The 15,825-nt window shown below is 70.8% G+C and carries 12 protein-coding genes; 1 reads left to right on the top strand and 11 read right to left on the bottom strand.

All coding sequences use genetic code 11. The annotated features are described in order from the left end of the window. Positions 1-70: 70 nt before the first annotated feature. The 9 genes from AB0D53_RS17185 to AB0D53_RS17145 form a co-directional block, all read right to left on the bottom strand. Positions 71-2,407: a xanthine dehydrogenase family protein molybdopterin-binding subunit gene (locus tag AB0D53_RS17185; RefSeq protein ID WP_362446642.1), complete on the bottom strand. Its 2,337-nt coding sequence runs from the start codon at positions 2,405-2,407 to the stop codon at positions 71-73. Beyond that, positions 2,404-4,365 carry a 2Fe-2S iron-sulfur cluster-binding protein gene (locus tag AB0D53_RS17180; RefSeq protein WP_362446639.1) on the bottom strand — a complete coding sequence of 654 codons (1,962 nt, stop codon included), beginning with the start codon at positions 4,363-4,365 and terminating at the stop codon, positions 2,404-2,406. The genes AB0D53_RS17185 and AB0D53_RS17180 overlap by 4 nt, the downstream gene beginning before the upstream one ends. Next, on the bottom strand, positions 4,362-5,258 hold the full coding sequence (locus AB0D53_RS17175; RefSeq protein ID WP_072484141.1) for an FAD binding domain-containing protein: 897 nt from the start codon (positions 5,256-5,258) through the stop codon (positions 4,362-4,364). Before AB0D53_RS17175 ends, AB0D53_RS17180 begins: the two co-directional genes overlap by 4 nt. 396 nt (positions 5,259-5,654) lie before the next feature. Next, on the bottom strand, positions 5,655-7,343 hold the full coding sequence (locus AB0D53_RS17170; RefSeq protein WP_362446636.1) for a beta-N-acetylhexosaminidase: 1,689 nt from the start codon (positions 7,341-7,343) through the stop codon (positions 5,655-5,657). A 4-nt stretch (positions 7,344-7,347) separates the two neighbouring features. Beyond that, positions 7,348-8,196 (bottom strand): carbohydrate ABC transporter permease, encoded by an 849-nt coding sequence (locus AB0D53_RS17165; protein WP_362446633.1) that lies wholly within the window; start codon positions 8,194-8,196, stop codon positions 7,348-7,350. Continuing rightward, the gene (locus AB0D53_RS17160) at positions 8,193-9,185 is read right to left on the bottom strand and encodes a sugar ABC transporter permease (RefSeq protein ID WP_362446630.1); all 993 of its coding nucleotides are present in this window, start codon (positions 9,183-9,185) and stop codon (positions 8,193-8,195) included. Before AB0D53_RS17160 ends, AB0D53_RS17165 begins: the two co-directional genes overlap by 4 nt. A gap of 2 nt (positions 9,186-9,187) precedes the next feature. Then, complete coding sequence (locus tag AB0D53_RS17155) at positions 9,188-10,492, bottom strand: extracellular solute-binding protein (RefSeq protein ID WP_362446627.1); 1,305 nt, start codon at positions 10,490-10,492, stop codon at positions 9,188-9,190. A gap of 224 nt (positions 10,493-10,716) precedes the next feature. Then, a complete protein-coding gene (locus AB0D53_RS17150; RefSeq protein ID WP_362446624.1) occupies positions 10,717-11,010 on the bottom strand; it encodes a DUF3039 domain-containing protein in 294 nt (97 codons plus the stop codon). A gap of 30 nt (positions 11,011-11,040) precedes the next feature. Continuing rightward, positions 11,041-11,601, bottom strand: coding sequence for a YqgE/AlgH family protein (locus AB0D53_RS17145; RefSeq protein ID WP_072484143.1), 561 nt, complete (start codon positions 11,599-11,601; stop codon positions 11,041-11,043). A gap of 275 nt (positions 11,602-11,876) precedes the next feature. Here AB0D53_RS17145 and murA point away from each other — a divergent pair, with 275 nt between their 5' ends. Continuing rightward, the gene (gene murA / locus AB0D53_RS17140) at positions 11,877-13,217 is read left to right on the top strand and encodes a UDP-N-acetylglucosamine 1-carboxyvinyltransferase (protein ID WP_362205375.1); all 1,341 of its coding nucleotides are present in this window, start codon (positions 11,877-11,879) and stop codon (positions 13,215-13,217) included. 207 nt (positions 13,218-13,424) lie between these two features. Here murA and AB0D53_RS17135 read toward each other — a convergent pair whose 3' ends face one another. After that, complete coding sequence (locus AB0D53_RS17135; RefSeq protein WP_003968811.1) at positions 13,425-13,706, bottom strand: HU family DNA-binding protein; 282 nt, start codon at positions 13,704-13,706, stop codon at positions 13,425-13,427. Positions 13,707-14,135: 429 nt separating this feature from the next. After that, complete coding sequence (locus AB0D53_RS17130) at positions 14,136-15,557, bottom strand: NAD-dependent malic enzyme (RefSeq protein ID WP_362446620.1); 1,422 nt, start codon at positions 15,555-15,557, stop codon at positions 14,136-14,138. Between the last annotated feature and the right edge of the window lie 268 nt (positions 15,558-15,825).

Raw genomic sequence — 15,825 nt, 5'->3', positions numbered from 1 at the left:
AGTCAGCAGTGGTGACACTGTGCATCTCCGGGTTGCATCTGCAACCCGGATCACGCCATCCGTGCAGGGCTCAGGAGTTGGGGGCCGCCACCGCCGCCTGGGGTCTGATGGGGAGGCGGTTTATCGGGCGGCCGGTGGCTGCGCGTACTGCGGCGGCCACTGCTGCCGGGGACGTCACCACGGGGACCGCCGATGCGGGCTTGGCGCCGAAGGGGGCCACCACGTCCCGCTCCTCGATGAGTTTGACGATGCGAATTTCGGGTGCGTCCAGGGCGGTCGGGAGCGCGTAGCCCGTGAGGTCGGGGTGGCGGATCAGGCCGCGGGCGGTGCGGAGGTTCTCGGTGAGGGCGGCGCCGATGCCCTGGGTGATGCCGGCCTCGATACGGGTCGCCAGCTGGGACGGGTTGAGGACCCGGCCGACGTCCTGGGCGACCGCCATCTCCACGACCCGGACCGAGCCGAGTTCGATGTCGACGTCCACCACCGCGCGGATCGCGCAGAAGGCGAGGCCGACGAAGGCGTCGCCCTGGCCGGATTCGTCGAGGGGTTCGGTCGGGTGGGGGCGGCACTGGGCGGTGGCCCAGAGTTCCTTGCCGTCCATCGCTTCCGTGACCGTCGTGGACAGCACGCCGTCGTACGAGGTGATCTTGCCGTCGGCGATCTGCAGCAGCTCCGTGGACATGCCGAACTTGTGGGCCAGGGGCTGCAGGAGCTGGGTGCGGACCATCTTCGCGGCGCGTTCCACCGCTCCGGCCGACACCCAGGTGTGGCGGCCGTGGGTCGCCGGGCCGGCCGGGGGCTGGTCGGTGTCGACGGACGCCACGTGGACCTCTTCGATGCCCAGGGTCTCCTGGACGACCTGGCGGGCGAGGGTCGAGAAGCCCTGGCCCGTCTCGACCGCGGCGCAGATGACCGTGGCGATGCCGTCGTGGACCCTGACCGTGGCCGTGGAGACCTCGTCGGCGCCCTCCGCGCCGAGCATGTGGACCATGCCGAGCCCGTAGCCGACTCCCCGGCGCACCGCACCCGGTTCGCCCGCGCCCTCGGGGCCGCCGGGGAGCAGCCAGTCGTCCTCCGGGGCGTCCTTGGGAAGAGCGGGAAGGGGGAAGTCCCTTACGGAGGTGAGAAGTTCGGAGACGGGTGCGGGGCAGGTCACCGTCTGGCCGGTGGGCAGGATGTCGCCGGTGGACAGGGCGTTGCGCAGGCGCAGTTCGACCGGGTCGATGCCGAGTTTGGCGGCCAGCTTGTCCATCTGGCCCTCGTACGCCGCGCAGACCTGCATCGCGCCCTCGCCGCGCACATGGCCCGACGGTGGGTTGTTCGTACGGACGGCCCAGCCCTCGATGAACGCGTGCGGGACGACGTACGGGCCGCAGGCGAACGCGACCGCCGCGGCCAGCGACTCGGACGAGGATTCGCCGTACGCGCCCGCGTCGAGCAGGATCTGCGCCTCGACCTTCACCAGCCGCCCTTCGGCGTCCGCGTGGTGGCGGTAGCGCAACAGCGTCGGGTGGCGGTGGGAGTGGCCGAGGAAGGACTCCTCGCGGGTGGCGGTCAGCTTGACCGGGCAGCCGGTGCGCAGGGCGAGCAGGCCGAGCGGAAGCTGGAAGCCGGGGTCCTCGCGGTCGCCGGTCGCGCCGGGAACACCCGTGACGACGACCTTCACCCGCTCCTGTTCGAGGCCGAAGCAGGCGGCGGCGAGATCACGGTCGGTGTGCGGGTCGGTGGAGGCGGTGTAGATCTCCACTCCGCCGTCGGGGCGGGGCACGGCGAGGCCGGCCTCGGCGCCGATCGGGGCCGGGTCCTGGCGGCCGATGCGGTACAGGCCCTCGACGACGACCTCGCCGGTGACGTCCGGGTCCCCGTAGCGCAGCGGGATGTGGCGGATCAGATTGCCGTCGGGGTGCAGCGGTTCGGCGGCGAATGCCTTCTCCGGGTCGGTGACCGGTTCCAGGACCTCGTACTCGACGACGATGGCCGCGGCGGCGAGCCTGGCCGTGTCGGGGTGGTCGGCGGCGACCGCTGCGATCGGCTCGCCGTGGTGGCGGACCAGATCGGACGCGAAGACCGGGCGGTCGACGATCCTGCGGCCGTACGCGCGCTCCCCGGGGATGTCCTCGTGCGTGATGACGGCCCGTACCCCCGCCATCCCGGCGGCGGCCGAGGTGTCGATGGACAGGATCCTGGCGTGCGGGTGCGGGGAGCGGAGGACCGCCGCCCAGAGCAGGCCCTCGGCCCAGAGGTCGGCCGCGTACGGGAAGGTGCCCTCGGTCTTGGCGCGCGCGTCGGCGGGCGGCAGCGAGACGCCGAGGCCGAGTGCGGGCGGCTCGGTGTCGGGGCCCTCGGTCACCGGGGTGGTGATCCGTGTGCTGGTCGCGTTGGCAGCGGTGGCTGCGTCGTTGCTCACGCCATGCCTCCGTCCTGCGGGTGGGACTGGACGCTACCGGCGCCGGGGGCCGCCTGGTGCGGGATGCGGGCCTCGTCGGGCTCCGGGGACGTGGAGTCCGACGAGGCTGGGTCGATGGCGGCCTCGCGGCCCGCGATGACCTCGTTGACGGCGTCGAGGACACCGCGGTAGCCGGAACAGCGGCAGAGGTTTCCGCAGAGCGCCTGACGCGTCTCCAGTTCGCTGGGGGCGTGGTTGCCCTCCAGCAGATCGTGGACGGTCATGGCCATGCCGGGAATGCAGAAGCCGCACTGGACGGCGCCGCACTTGGCGAGGGCACGCTGGACGTCGGACGGTTCGCCGTCCACGGCGAGGCCCTCGACCGTACGGACCTCGCTGCCGGCCGCGGTCGCCGCGGGGACCAGGCAGGAGGCGACCAGCCGGCCGTCCACCTGGACGTTGCACGCGCCGCACTCGCCCTGCGAGCAGCCGTCCTTGGCGCCGGCCAGGCCGAGGCGCTCGCGGAGCACGTAGAGGAGCGACTCGCCGATCCAGGCGTCGGTGACGGGGCGGTCGGCGCCGTTCACATGCAGGACGTAGGAGGCGGCGGGGTGCTCGTCCGGGAGGGCGAGCGGTTGGAGATCGGCGTCCGGCTCATGGTCGGTGGACTGCGTGGCGGCGTCCGGCCGGGCGTCGTCCACCGGTTGGGGGTCGGCGGCCGGTTGGGGGTCCAGCGGCTCGGCATCCGGAGCCTGTGCCTCGGAAGCCTGTGCCTCGGGAGCCTGCGGCTCGGAAGCCTGTGGCTCCGGCGGTGTGGTGTCGGCCGAGGGGGCCGGTGCGGCGTCGGCGGCGGCCACGGGCTGCGGAGCGTCGGGCGCCGGGTCCGGCGACCGGTCCGCGGAGTGCTGCTCGGGCTCGGCCGCGGGCTCGGGTTCGGGCTCCGCCCGATGCCCGAAGGGTGCTTCGTCCGAAGCAGAGGCGTTGTCGAAGGGCGTCGCCGGTGCTTCCTCGGGAGCCGGCACCTCCTCGGGTGCCGGTGCCTCCTCGGGTGCCGATGCCTGCTCGGCCTCGGAAACGGCCTCGGCAACGGGCTCCGGAACGGGATCGGGCTCCGGAGTCGGCTGCTGTGTCGCCCACGGGGCGGGCGCACCGCCCGGCAGCGTGGCCGGAGGGGTCCGGTCCCCGTACCACTGGGCGGCCAGGGCCGAGGCGGCGAATTCGCCGGACTCCTCCGGGAGATCACCGTCGGCTACGGGAATCGTCCACTGACCGGTGTGGCCGCCCTGGGTGGTGTGACTGGCGTGGTCGATATGACCGGCGTGATCGACGTGGCCGACCTGACCCGTGTGGTCGACCTGACCCGTGTGATCCACCTGGCCGGTGTGGTCGACCTGACCCGCCGAGTCCACCTGACCCGCGTGCCCGACCTGGCCGGTGTGGACGCCGTACTCCGTGGACTCGGTGAAGTTCCACTGGCCCGTGGCCACCCCCTGCGTCTCCCCGTACTGCTGCTGCGGGTACGCGTCGTGAGGCGCCTGCGGAACCTGGGACGCGTGAGGCGCCTGCGGGACCTGGGAGGCGTGAGGCGCCTGCGGGACCTGGGAGGCGTGAGGGGGCTGCGGGTACTCGTACTCGTAGTCGTACGGGCCCTGCTGCTGGTTCGGGTCCGGCCAGTGCACCGCCTCGGGTGCCGGCTGCTCCGCGCCCGTGCCGTGCTCCTGCCCGCTCTGCGTCTGCACGACCCAGCTGCCCGTGGCCGACGGGTCGAGCCCGGCCGCAGGTGTCAGCGGGAGGATCATCGGCGGTACGTAGCCCTGGCCCGGCGCGGCCAGCGGGATGTTCGCCAGGTCCTCCGGCGGCAGGTGGACGAAGGCGGTCGCGTCGGCGTCGTACTCGCCGCCCTGCGGCGTCGGCTGCCAGCTCCCGTGCTGCAGGTGATCCTGCTGCCCGTGCTGATCGTTGCGGTCCTCGTTGCTCACGACAGTGCCCTCCCCAGCGCGCGTCGGGCCAGCGCGGCGACGGTCCGCCGCAGATGCAGTACGGCAGGGGGCAGCGGTGGTGCCTCTCCCCCGTCGGCGGGCGGTGCCTGGTCCGGGATGCAGGCCGCGGCGACGTACTCGCCGAAGGCGGCCAGCGCGTCGGGGGCCAGGCCGCGTTCGCCGTCCCAGTCGATCAGTGAGGCGATCCAGCGCTCGGCCTCCAGCGGCCGCAGCGGCATCGGCGCGATGGCCCCGACCGCGCAGCGCACCCCGCGCCGGGCCGGGTCGAGGACGATCGCGACGGACGCGGTGGCGCGGCCGGGGCCGGTGCGGCCGGTGGCCTTCAGGAAGACCTGGGGAGCGTGCAGCAGCGGTACCCGGACGAAGCCGATGAGCTCGGCGGGTTCGAGCATGTCGCGGCCGGCCAGCAGGTGCGAGACCGGGATCTCGCGGCGGGCGCCGCCCGGGCCCGCGATGACCAGTTCGGCCTCCAGCGCGGCGAGCACCGGCAGGGCGTCGCCGGTCGGGGCCGCGGTGGCGATGTTGCCGCCGAGCGTTCCGGCGTTGCGGATCTGGGGCGGGCCCGCGGCTCGTGCCGACGCGGCCAGGGCGGGGATGAGGGCGGCGAAGTCGGGCCGTCCCATGCGCGCATGGGTGAGTCCGGCGCCGAGCAGGGCGTGGCCGTCCTGGTAGTGCCAGCCGCGCAGCTCGCTGATCCGGCCCAGGCCGACCAGGCCCGAGGGGCGCAGCAGCCCCTTGTTGACGGCCGACATGAGGTCCGTGCCGCCTGCCACGGGAACGGCGGCGGGCATGGCGCCGAGCGCCGCCACGGCCTCGTCGAGCGAGGCCGGCAACGTCACGGACTGCGTCGCCTGCGGTGCGTGCGTGGTCAACCCAGCTGCCCCTTCCCGGTGTCCCGGCTGTCCGGCTGTTTCGCCGTACGGTACGTGCTCAAAGCCTGGACGTGGCAACTCTGGCACATCTTCGGATCGGACCGACGCGAGGGTCCACGAAGGACGTATCCATCCTTGATCAGGGGAATGTTCCCGTTTCAGAATGCTTCGACCCACTTCGCCACCGAGTGTGAATTGCGACTCTTCACCACGCCTTGCCGCCGATTGTTCCTCTTGTTCCTCTTGCTCCACCGTGGCGCTCTGCCGCGCGGCAGACGCGGCTTGACGACACGGCGTAGTGCGGCGGCCTTTGCGGCAGGGCGAGTTCCGGACAAAAAACCGCCGGCCGGCACGCTCGTTTCGGAGCGTGCCGGCCGGGGTCCGGTGCGGTCGGGATCACACGTTCGGGGGCACTCCGTCGATGGGCCGGCCCAGCACACCGGGGCGCTGCTGCCGGGGCAACGGGCCGCCCGGCGGCCGGTAGTCGACGCCGAGGGCGTCAAGTCGGGCGTAGTGCGAGGCCATCCGGCGCTCGAAGTCGGCGAAGTCCCGCTCGGCGGAGGCGGGCAGCGGTGACCAGGCGACCTCCGCGAACGCCGCCAGGCGCGGGAAGACCTGGTAGTCGACGCGGGCCCGGTTCTGCATCACCTCGGTCCAGACATTGGCCTGGGTGCCCAGGATGTGACGGGCCGCCTCCTCGGAGAGGCCCGCCGGTACGGGTTCGAAGCGGTAGACGTCCTCCAGGGTGCGGACGAAGCCGATGGGCATCGGCTCGTCGGGGCCGCCGTGCTGACGGTGGTCCAGGTACACGTGCTGCTCGGGGCACATGACGACGTCGTGGCCGGCCTCGGCGGCGGCGATGCCTCCGCCGTAGCCCCGCCAGGAGGACACGGCGGCGCCCGCCGGGAGGCCGCCCTCCAGGATCTCGTCCCAGCCGATCAGCCGGCGTCCGCGTGCGGTGAGCCAGGTGTCGAAGTGCCGGATGATCCAGGACTGCAGTTCGTCCTCGTTGGCCAGGCCGAATTCCTCGATCCGGGCCTGGGCGACCGGCGACTCCTTCCACTGCTCCTTGCGGCATTCGTCGCCGCCGATGTGGATGAACGGCGAGGTGGTGGCGGGGAAGAGGTCGAGGACCTCTTCGAGGACGCCTTCGAAGAAGCGCAGGGTGTTGTCGGTGGGGGCGAGTACGTTCGCGTTGATGCCCCAGGTGTCCCAGACGGAGAGGGCGGTGGTGTCGACGACGTCGGTGTTGCCCAGTTCGGGGTACGCGGCGATGGCGGCCTGCGAGTGGCCCGGGATGTCGATCTCGGGGACGACGCGGATGTGCCGCTCGGCGGCGTACGCGACGATCTCGCGGATGTCGTCCTGCGTGTAGTAGCCGCCGTGCGGGGTCTCGTCCCACAGCTCGGAGGCCCGGTGGCCGTGCTTCGTGCGGGACCGCCAGGAGCCGATCTCGGTGAGCCGCGGGTAGCGCTTGATCTCGATGCGCCAGCCCTGGTCGTCGGTGAGGTGGAAGTGGAAGACGTTCAGCTTGTGGGCGGCGAGGAGGTCGAGGTAGCGCAGGACGTCGTCCTTGGCCATGAAGTGCCGCGCCACGTCCAGCATCATGCCGCGCCAGGCGAAGCGGGGGCTGTCCTCGATGTCCGTGGCGGGGATCGCGCGCCGTGCGCCGGGACCGACGGGTGCGCGGCGGAAGGCCTCGGGGCCCAGGAGCTGACGGAGGGTCTGCGCGCCCCAGAAGACCCCGGCGGGGCTGCCGCCGGTGATCTCGGCACTCCCGCCGGTCCCGGTGCTCAGCCGGTAGCCCTCCGGCTCCAGTGCCGGGTCGATTGCCAGCCGGACGGTGTTCGTGGTGTGTTCGCCGCCCTCGGCAGCCGGCTGCGGGGCGAGCGGCAGGCCGAAGGCGGCGCCGAGCGTGGTGCGCAGCCAGCGTTCGGTGTTCTCCGTGCCGGGGGCAGCCGTGATGGTGGTGGACGCGTCGAGCAGGAAGCCGGGCCCCCCTTCACCACCCTCGCGCACGGGTGCCGGGACGAGGTGTGCGGGCGCCGGGGCCGGAGTCGGGTCCATGTCTTTGGCCGTGTCCATGGCGTCAGTCCTTTACTGCTCCGCCGAGTCCCGAGACCAGGCGGCGCTGTACGAGTACGAAGAAGACCAGTACGGGAATGGTCATCACCGTCGAGGCTGCCATGATCCCTCCCCAGTCGTTCTCATCGGGTTTGAAGAAGACCAGCAGCGCCATGGGAAGCGTCGACTGGGAGGTGTCGCTGATGATGAAGGACTTCGCGAACAGGAAGTCGTTCCAGGTCGAGATGAACGAGAAGACGCTGGTCGCCACGAGGCCGGGGAAGACCAGCGGGAAGAGGATCTGCCACAGGAAGCGGGTGCGGCTCGCCCCGTCGATGTACGCGGCCTCCTCCAGCGCCTCCGGGACGGCCTTCACGAAGCCGCGCAGCATCCAGATCGCGAACGGCAGCGAGAAGGCGAGGTGCGGCAGGATCAGCGAGCCGAGCGTGTTCAGCTGGCCGAAGTCCCGCATCAGGAAGAACAGCGGGATGGTCAGTGCCTCGACCGGCACCATCTGCGCGACCAGGAACATGATCAGCAGCGTGGTACGGAAGCGGAACCTGAACCGGGTGACCGCCGTCGCCGCGAGGAAGGCGATCAGCGCGGAGAGGACGACGACCGTTCCGGCGACGAGCAGGCTGTTGAGGAAGTACCGCCCGAAGTCGTTCTGCTCGAAGACCCGGCGGAACGAGTCGAGGGACGGCGACAGCGTCCACGGGCGGGGTTCGGCGGACTGGATCTCGCCCGCCGGTTTGAGGGCGGAGAGCACCATCCAGTACAGCGGGAAGGCGACCGCGGCGGCGATCAGCAGGGCCGCGGCCTCGGCGGCCAGCCGGCCGGGCCGGCGGACGCGCAGCATGGTCCGTGCGCTCACAGTTCCTCCCCCTGGCGCCGCACCAGGCGCAGATAGACGAGCGTGACGGCCAGCAGGATCACCAGCATCACGACGCCGATCGCCGAGCCGAGGCTGTACTGCGAGGACGCGAACGCCTTCTGGTACGCGTACACGTTGAGCACCAGGTTCTGACCCGCGATGCCGCCGCCGTTGGTCATGACGTAGATCTGGGTGAAGACCTTGAAGTCCCAGATGATCGACTGGATGGTCACGACGACAAGGATCGGCCGCAGCATCGGGGCCATGACCGACCGCCAGATCCGCCACTGCGAGGCGCCGTCCAGCGCGGCCGCCTCCAGCACCTCGGTGGGGATCGCCCGGATGCCCGCGTACACCGTCACCATGACGAACGGGAACGAGCACCACAGGACTTCCAGGAGCACCAGCGCGAAGGCGCTGTAGCGCCCGTACGTCCAGGAGAAGTCGCCGAGCCCGAGCACCCGGTTGACCGGTCCGAAGTCCGGGTCGAAGAGAAACACCCAGACGGTGGACCCGGTGATCGCCGGGGTCGCCCAGGCGCCGAGCGCGGCCAGCATCAGCGCGAGCCTCGGCAGGGCCCGGACGCGGGTCAGCAGGACGGCGAGCGCGCAGCCGACCAGCAGGGTGGCCAGTACGCAGGCTGCGGCGAAGACCACGGTCGCCAGGAGCACCTGCCAGAACTGGCTGTCGCCGAAGAGCGTCGTGTAGTTCCCGAAGCCCTGGAAGGTGGTCGGTTCACCGCCGCTGACCTGGGCCTGGGTGTACTCCAGGAAGGAGATCAGGCCGAGTTGGTAGATCGGGTAGACGAGCAGCCCGCCGAGGAGGACGAGTGCGGGCAGGAGGTAGAGCCAGGGGGTCCAGCCGGAGCGGCGGGCGGAAGGGCCCGGACGGCGCCGCCGGAGCGGGCGGGTGGAGGTGCCGCCCGCTCCCGACGTGCCGCCCGCTCCGGATGTGCCGGGCACTTTGTACGCCGTACTGTTCGCGGCCATGATCAGCCCGCGTCGGCGAACGCGGCGTCCATCTTCTTCGCCGCGTCGTCCGAGGCCTTCGCCACGTCCTTGCGGCCGCTGACGACCTCCTGGAACATCGTCGGCAGGATCAGCGAGGAGTCGATCTGCCCCCAGGCCGGCGAGGCGGGGACGAACTTGGCGCCCGCGCCGAGCGTCTTGACGAACGGCTCGACGAACGGATCCTTCTTCGCGGCCGCGACCCGCACGTTGGTGTACGTCGGCAGGAAGCCCATCGCGTCGAACATCTTCATCTGCGTCTGCTTGCCGGTCAGCGACTTCATCAGGTCCACGGCGAGGGTGCGGTGCGAACTGCTCTTCAGTACGCCGATGTTGTTCCCGCCCGCGAACGCGGGGGCGACGGAGCCCTCGGTGACGCCGGGCAGCGGCACCACGGCGTACTTGCCCTTCACCGAACCCGCCTCGACGGCCGCATGGCTGAAGTCGCCGCCGATCGCCATGGCGGCCTTGCCCGAGGCGAAGGCGGTGACGGTCGCGTTGCCGCCCATGGCCGCGCACTTGGCGGCCGGGCAGTTGTCGTCGCCGAAGAGCGAGGTGTAGGCCTCGATGCCCTTGCGGGCCTTGTCGCTGTTGACGGCCGCCTTGTACGTACCGCCGTTCTCGTCGGCGAGTTCGCCGCCGGCCGCCCAGATGAAGGGCATCGCGCCGTAGGTGTACGCGCCGCCGACCGCCAGTCCGTACAGGTCCGGCTTCTTCTTGTGGATCTTCTTCGCGGTGGAGATCAGCTCGGCCTGGGTCTTGGGGGCCTCGATCCCCAGATCCTCGAAGACGTCCGTGCGGTAGTACAGCGCCCGTACGCCGACGAAGAGCGGGGCTCCGTAGATCCTGCCGTCGACCGTCACGGACTGCTTGGCGGTCGGGTCGGTGTCCTTGGCCTCGTCCCAGGCGGCGAACTCGGCGCTCACATCGGCGAGTCCGCCGTCCTTGACGTAACCGGCGGTGTCGGTGTTGCCGTACTCGATGAGGTCCGGGGCGCTCTTCGGGTCGTTGAACGCCGCCTTGATGCGCTGGGCACGGGTGTCGACCGGTATGTACTCGATCTCGACCTCCGCGTCCTTGTGGGCCTTCTTGAAGTCGGCGACCGCCGCGTCGACGACCTGCTCCTTGGGCTTGTTGCCGACTTCCTGGAACAACCAGACCCGCAGCGTGCCGGTCTTCTCGTCCCCCTTGGCTCCGGTGTCGGAGGTCTGCGGCGCACAGCCGGTGGCGGTGAGACCCGCCAGCACAAGCGCCGCGGCCGGGGCGGCAATTCGGGCAGACAGCTTCATCCGGGATTCCCTACCGGTAGGCGTTGCAACATACGCAACGTGCGTTTCGTTCTGCACAACTGGCAGGAGAGTAGGTGCGCACGCAGACGCCGACAAGTGGTCTCTACCACTCTGTGACCCGGTGAAGCAGTCCGTGCAACGCAAAGGACCCCCGGGGCGCGCGTCGAACGCGCGCCCCGGGGGCCCCGAGCAATGGTCGCCGGACGGCTCCGGCCCGCTTCCCGCTACTTCTTGCCCTTGCCGCCCTTGCCCTTGTCCTTGTCGCCACCGGCGCCCATGGACTCGTAGATCTCCTTGCACATGGGACAGACCGGGTACTTCTTGGGGTCGCGCCCCGGCACCCAGACCTTTCCGCACAGTGCGACCACGGGGGTGCCCTCCAGGGCACTCGCCATGATCTTGTCCTTCTGGACGTAGTGGGCGTAGCGCTCGTGGTCGCCGTCGCCGTTCGACACCTGCGGCGTCGGCTCCACGAGGGTTCCGGTACCTGCCCCGCGCTCGGGCTCAAGAGTGCTCATAACCGCCAAGGGTACCGACAGCCCGGAGCTTCAGTTCAGCGAAGGGTCGTCCGGATACGTGGCGATCATCGCCAGTTCGCTGCGCTGGCGGCGCAGGACCGCGCGCCAGAGGTGTTCCGGGCGCGGCGAGGAGACGTCCCCGGGTTCGGACTCGACCACGTACCAGGCGCCCTCGGTCAGTTCGGCCTCCAGCTGGCCGGGGCCCCAGCCCGCGTACCCGGCGAAGATCCGCAGCGATCCGAGCGCCGCGGCCAGCAGCTCCGGCGGCGCCTCCAGGTCCACCAGGCCGATCGCCCCGTACACCCGGCGCCAGCCGAGCGGCCCCTCGTCGCCGGGGATGACGGCCACGCCGAGCGCCGAGTCGAGCGAGACCGGGCCGCCCTGGAAGACGACGTCCGGTTCGCCGGCCAGGCCCGCCCAGGGCATGAGGATGTCGCGGACGCCGACGGGGGTCGGGCGGTTCAGGACCACGCCGAGTGAGCCCTCCTCGTCGTGGTCGAGGAGCAGCACCACCGCGCGGTCGAAATTCGGGTCCGCGAGCGCGGGTGTGGCCACGAGCAGTCGCCCTGTGAGCGAGGACACCTCGGTCATGGCAGAAATGATCCCGCATCTTCGCTCCTCGCGGGGACCAAGTGGGCCGCCCGGTCGCCGGACGGGCCGCGGCGCAGCTCAGGGCGCACGGGTGCACGGGGAGCGCGCTCTGCGGAGGACCATGCGGACGGTAACCCTCCGCAAGACCGGGGAAGCAGAGCGTGTTGTGGCGGATTCATGACGTTCGTACACCCCCTCTTCTCTTACGGAATGGGGGTAGTGGGCCATTACTCTTTCGTTTGGCCCCTGCCCGACCACTCCGGAACGCGAGATTCATGACCGGCACAGACGATGTCCTGCTTGTCCACGGCGGAACCCCGCTGGAGGGCGAGATCCGCGTCAGAGGCGCCAAGAACCTGGTGCCGAAGGCGATGGTCGCCGCGCTGCTCGGCAGCGGGCCCAGCCGGCTGCGCAATGTGCCCGACATCCGCGACGTGCGGGTGGTCCGGGGGCTGCTTCAGCTGCACGGCGTGACGGTCCGGCCCGGTGACGAACCGGGCGAGCTGATTCTGGACCCGACCCATGTGGAGAGCGCGAACGTCGCCGACATCGATGCCCACGCGGGCTCGTCGCGCATCCCGATCCTCTTCTGCGGCCCGCTGCTGCACCGGCTCGGCCACGCCTTCATCCCGGGGCTCGGCGGCTGCGACATCGGCGGCCGTCCGATCGACTTCCACTTCGACGTGCTGCGGCAGTTCGGCGCGACCATCGAGAAGCGGGCGGACGGGCAGTACCTGGAGGCCCCGCAGCGGCTGCGCGGCACAAAGATCCGGCTGCCGTACCCGTCGGTGGGCTCCACCGAGCAGGTGCTGCTGACGGCGGTGCTCGCCGAGGGCGTCACCGAGCTGTCCAACGCGGCCGTGGAGCCGGAGATCGAGGACCTCATCTGCGTACTGCAGAAGATGGGCGCGATCATCTCGATGGACACCGACCGGACGATCCGGATCACGGGTGTCGACCGGCTGGACGGCTATACGCACCGGGCGATCCCGGACCGCCTGGAGGCGGCCTCCTGGGCGTCCGCGGCGCTGGCCACCGAGGGCAACATCTACGTACGGGGCGCACAGCAGCGCTCGATGATGACCTTCCTCAACACCTTCCGCCGGGTCGGCGGCGCCTTCGAGATCGACGACGAGGGCATCCGCTTCTGGCACCCGGGCGGCGCGCTGAACGCCATCGCCCTGGAGACGGACGTGCACCCCGGCTTCCAGACCGACTGGCAGCAGCCGCTGGTGGTGGCCCTGACGCAGGCCTCGGGTCTGTCCATCGTCCACGAGACGGTGTACGAGTCGCGGCTCGGCTTCACCTCCGCGCTGAACCAGATGGGTGCACACATCCAGCTCTACCGCGAGTGCCTGGGCGGCTCCGACTGCCGCTTCGGCCAGCGCAACTTCCTGCACTCGGCGGTCGTGTCCGGGCCGACGCGGCTCCAGGGCGCGGATCTGGTCATCCCGGACCTGCGCGGCGGTTTCTCGTATCTGATCGCCGCACTGGCGGCGCAGGGCACGTCGCGGGTGCACGGCATCGACCTGATCAACCGCGGCTACGAGAACTTCATGGAGAAGCTGGAGAAGCTGGGCGCGAAGGTCGAGCTGCCGGGCGGGGCGCTGGTCTGAGACCCCGGGCGCCGGACGGCTGCTGACGGGGGCCCGGGGCACTGCCCCGGGCCCCCGTTCCGCGTTTCGAGGGCCCCGTTCACCCGCCTGCCGGGTCCCGGTTCCTCACTACTGGGCCGTAAAGGCCCAGAACGGGGCCTCTCGGGCCGGTACACCGAAGGGCGGTCACCCTGGTGGGGTGACCGCCCTTCGTCGCGCCTGTGGGGCTTACTTGCCCTTGGCGGCTTCCTTGAGCTTGGAGCCCGCGGAGACCTTCACGCTGTAGCCGGCCGGGATGTTGATCGGGTCGCCGGTCTGCGGGTTACGAGCGGTGCGAGCGGCACGGTGGGTGCGCTCGAAGGTCAGGAAGCCGGGGATGGTGACCTTCTCGTCGCCCTTGGCGACGATCTCACCGACGGTCTCGGCGAGCGCGGCCAGCACGGCGTCGGCGTCCTTGCGAGTCACCTCGGCGCGGTCGGCCAGGGCGGCCACCAGCTCACTGCGGTTCATGTTGTTACTCCCGTGTTCTTCTTGCCTGTGAGGCGTGAGATCGAAGCCGATGCTGCCAGGGCCCTCGGACAGTCCCCGGACCCGGGTCTGTCGTCAGACCCTCGCGCCCGATTACGCATCCTGCCCCCACCTGCGGCGGTAACGCCAATCCGGCACCCTCCGGAGTCACACGAAAAGCGCCACTGCCTCTTCGTGGTGACGTTCCGTCGACTCCCCGAAAACGTTCCGCAGCGGATGCGGGCCTTGGCGGGACGCGCCGCCCGCCCACCCTAAAGGGGCGTTTGGGGCACGGCGAACCGCGACGCGCCGGAGGCCGGACCGGCCCTGGTGTCTTTACGTCCGGACCGGGACCGGGCCGGAGCACTCGGGCCCCGGGCCGGTCCGGGCGAGAGGCCCCGGGGCCCCGCTCCCCGATCCGGGCGAGAGGCCCTAGCCCTTCACGCCGCCGGCGGCCGCCTTCGCGGCGTCCCGGACCGCGCCGGCGACCGCGCCCGCGACCCGGTCGTTGAAGACCGAGGGGATGATGTAGTTCGCGTTCAGCTCGTCCTCGGCGACCACGTCGGCGAGGGCGCCCGCGGCGGCGAGCATCATCTCCGTGTTGACGGTGCGGGACTGGGCGTCCAGCAGACCGCGGAAGACACCCGGGAAGACCAGCACGTTGTTGATCTGGTTCGGGAAGTCGGAGCGCCCGGTGGCGACAACTGCGGCCGTCTGACGTGCGATTGCCGGCTCCACCTCGGGGTCCGGGTTCGCGAGCGCGAACACGATCGCACCGTCGGCCATCGCGGCGACATCGGCGCCGTCCAGCACGTTCGGGGCGGAGACGCCGATGAAGACGTCGGCGCCCACGACGGCCTGCTTGAGGGTGCCGGTGATGGACTCCGGGTTGGTGTTGTCGGCGATCCAGCGCAGCGGCGAGTCGGCGTCGGCGGAGACCAGGTCCTCGCGGCCGGCGTGCACCACGCCGTGGATGTCGGCGACGACGGCGTGCTTGACGCCCGCGGCGATGAGGAGCTTCAGGATGGCCGTACCGGCCGCTCCGGCGCCGGACATGACGACCCGTACGTCCCCGATTCCCTTGCCCACCACGCGGAGCGCGTTGGTCAGCGCGGCCAGCACGACGATCGCGGTGCCGTGCTGGTCGTCGTGGAAGACCGGGATGTCCAGGGCCTCGCGCAGCCGGGCCTCGATCTCGAAGCAGCGGGGTGCGGAGATGTCCTCCAGGTTGATGCCCGCGAAGCCTGGGGCGATCGCCTTGACGATCTCGACGATGGCGTCGCTGTCCTGGGTGTCCAGGCAGATCGGCCAGGCGTCGATGTCGGCGAAGCGCTTGAAGAGGGCCGCCTTGCCCTCCATGACCGGCATGGCGGCCATCGGGCCGATGTTGCCGAGACCGAGCACGGCGGAGCCGTCCGTCACGACTGCGACGGTGTTGCGCTTGATGGTGAGGCGACGGGCGTCCTCGGGGTTCTCGGCGATGGCCATGCAGACCCGGGCCACGCCGGGGGTGTAGATCATCGAGAGGTCGTCACGGTTGCGGATGGGGTGCTTGGACGCCATCTCGATCTTGCCGCCGAGGTGCATCAGGAACGTACGGTCGGAGACCTTGCCCAGGACGACGCCCTCGATGTCGCGCAGGCCCTCGACGATCTCGTCGGCGTGCGAGGTGGAGGTGGCCGCGATGGTGACGTCGATCCGCAGCTTCTCGTGACCGGAGGCGGTCACGTCGAGGCCGGTGACCGATCCACCGGAGGACTCCACGGCCGTGGTGAGCTGGGAGACCGCTGTGCCGCTCGCGGGCACCTCCAGCCTGACCGTCATCGAGTACGAGACGCTGGGCGCCGTTGCCATGGCCGAGTCCTTCGCTTTCCTTAGCTTCATTGCCGCGCGACCGGGGCGCTCGCCCTCGGACACGCTTCCCGATCGTCGCACCTACTGGCCGGTAGCCGGTAATGACTGCCACTCTTCGGAAAGTAGTTTCCACCATACGAGATATGACCGCTTCAGCGGAACCCCCGAACGGACCCGGACACATCCGTTACCGGCCAGGCCCGTGAGATGGGGCACCTCCCGCACGGGAACGGGCTCCGCAAAGGCTCCGCAAACAAGAACAGACCCG

It is taken from the genome of Streptomyces sp. NPDC048295 (assembly GCF_040652135.1).
Taxonomy (GTDB): domain Bacteria; phylum Actinomycetota; class Actinomycetes; order Streptomycetales; family Streptomycetaceae; genus Streptomyces.
The sequence above is the reverse complement of the archived record's forward strand: the minus strand, read 5'-3'. Positions and strand labels throughout refer to the sequence as shown.

Bases quoted from the DNA above. Each gene is read 5' to 3' on its own strand.
- AB0D53_RS17170 (WP_362446636.1), bottom strand. From the start codon at position 7,343: ATGGACACGGCCAAAGACATGGACCCGACTCCGGCCCCGGCGCCCGCA.
- AB0D53_RS17160 (WP_362446630.1), bottom strand. From the start codon at position 9,185: ATGGCCGCGAACAGTACGGCGTACAAAGTGCCCGGCACATCCGGAGCG.
- AB0D53_RS17155 (WP_362446627.1), bottom strand. From the start codon at position 10,492: ATGAAGCTGTCTGCCCGAATTGCCGCCCCGGCCGCGGCGCTTGTGCTG.
- AB0D53_RS17150 (WP_362446624.1), bottom strand. From the start codon at position 11,010: ATGAGCACTCTTGAGCCCGAGCGCGGGGCAGGTACCGGAACCCTCGTG.
- AB0D53_RS17145 (WP_072484143.1), bottom strand. From the start codon at position 11,601: ATGACCGAGGTGTCCTCGCTCACAGGGCGACTGCTCGTGGCCACACCC.
- murA (WP_362205375.1), top strand. From the start codon at position 11,877: ATGACCGGCACAGACGATGTCCTGCTTGTCCACGGCGGAACCCCGCTG.
- AB0D53_RS17135 (WP_003968811.1), bottom strand. From the start codon at position 13,706: ATGAACCGCAGTGAGCTGGTGGCCGCCCTGGCCGACCGCGCCGAGGTG.
- AB0D53_RS17130 (WP_362446620.1), bottom strand. From the start codon at position 15,557: ATGGCAACGGCGCCCAGCGTCTCGTACTCGATGACGGTCAGGCTGGAG.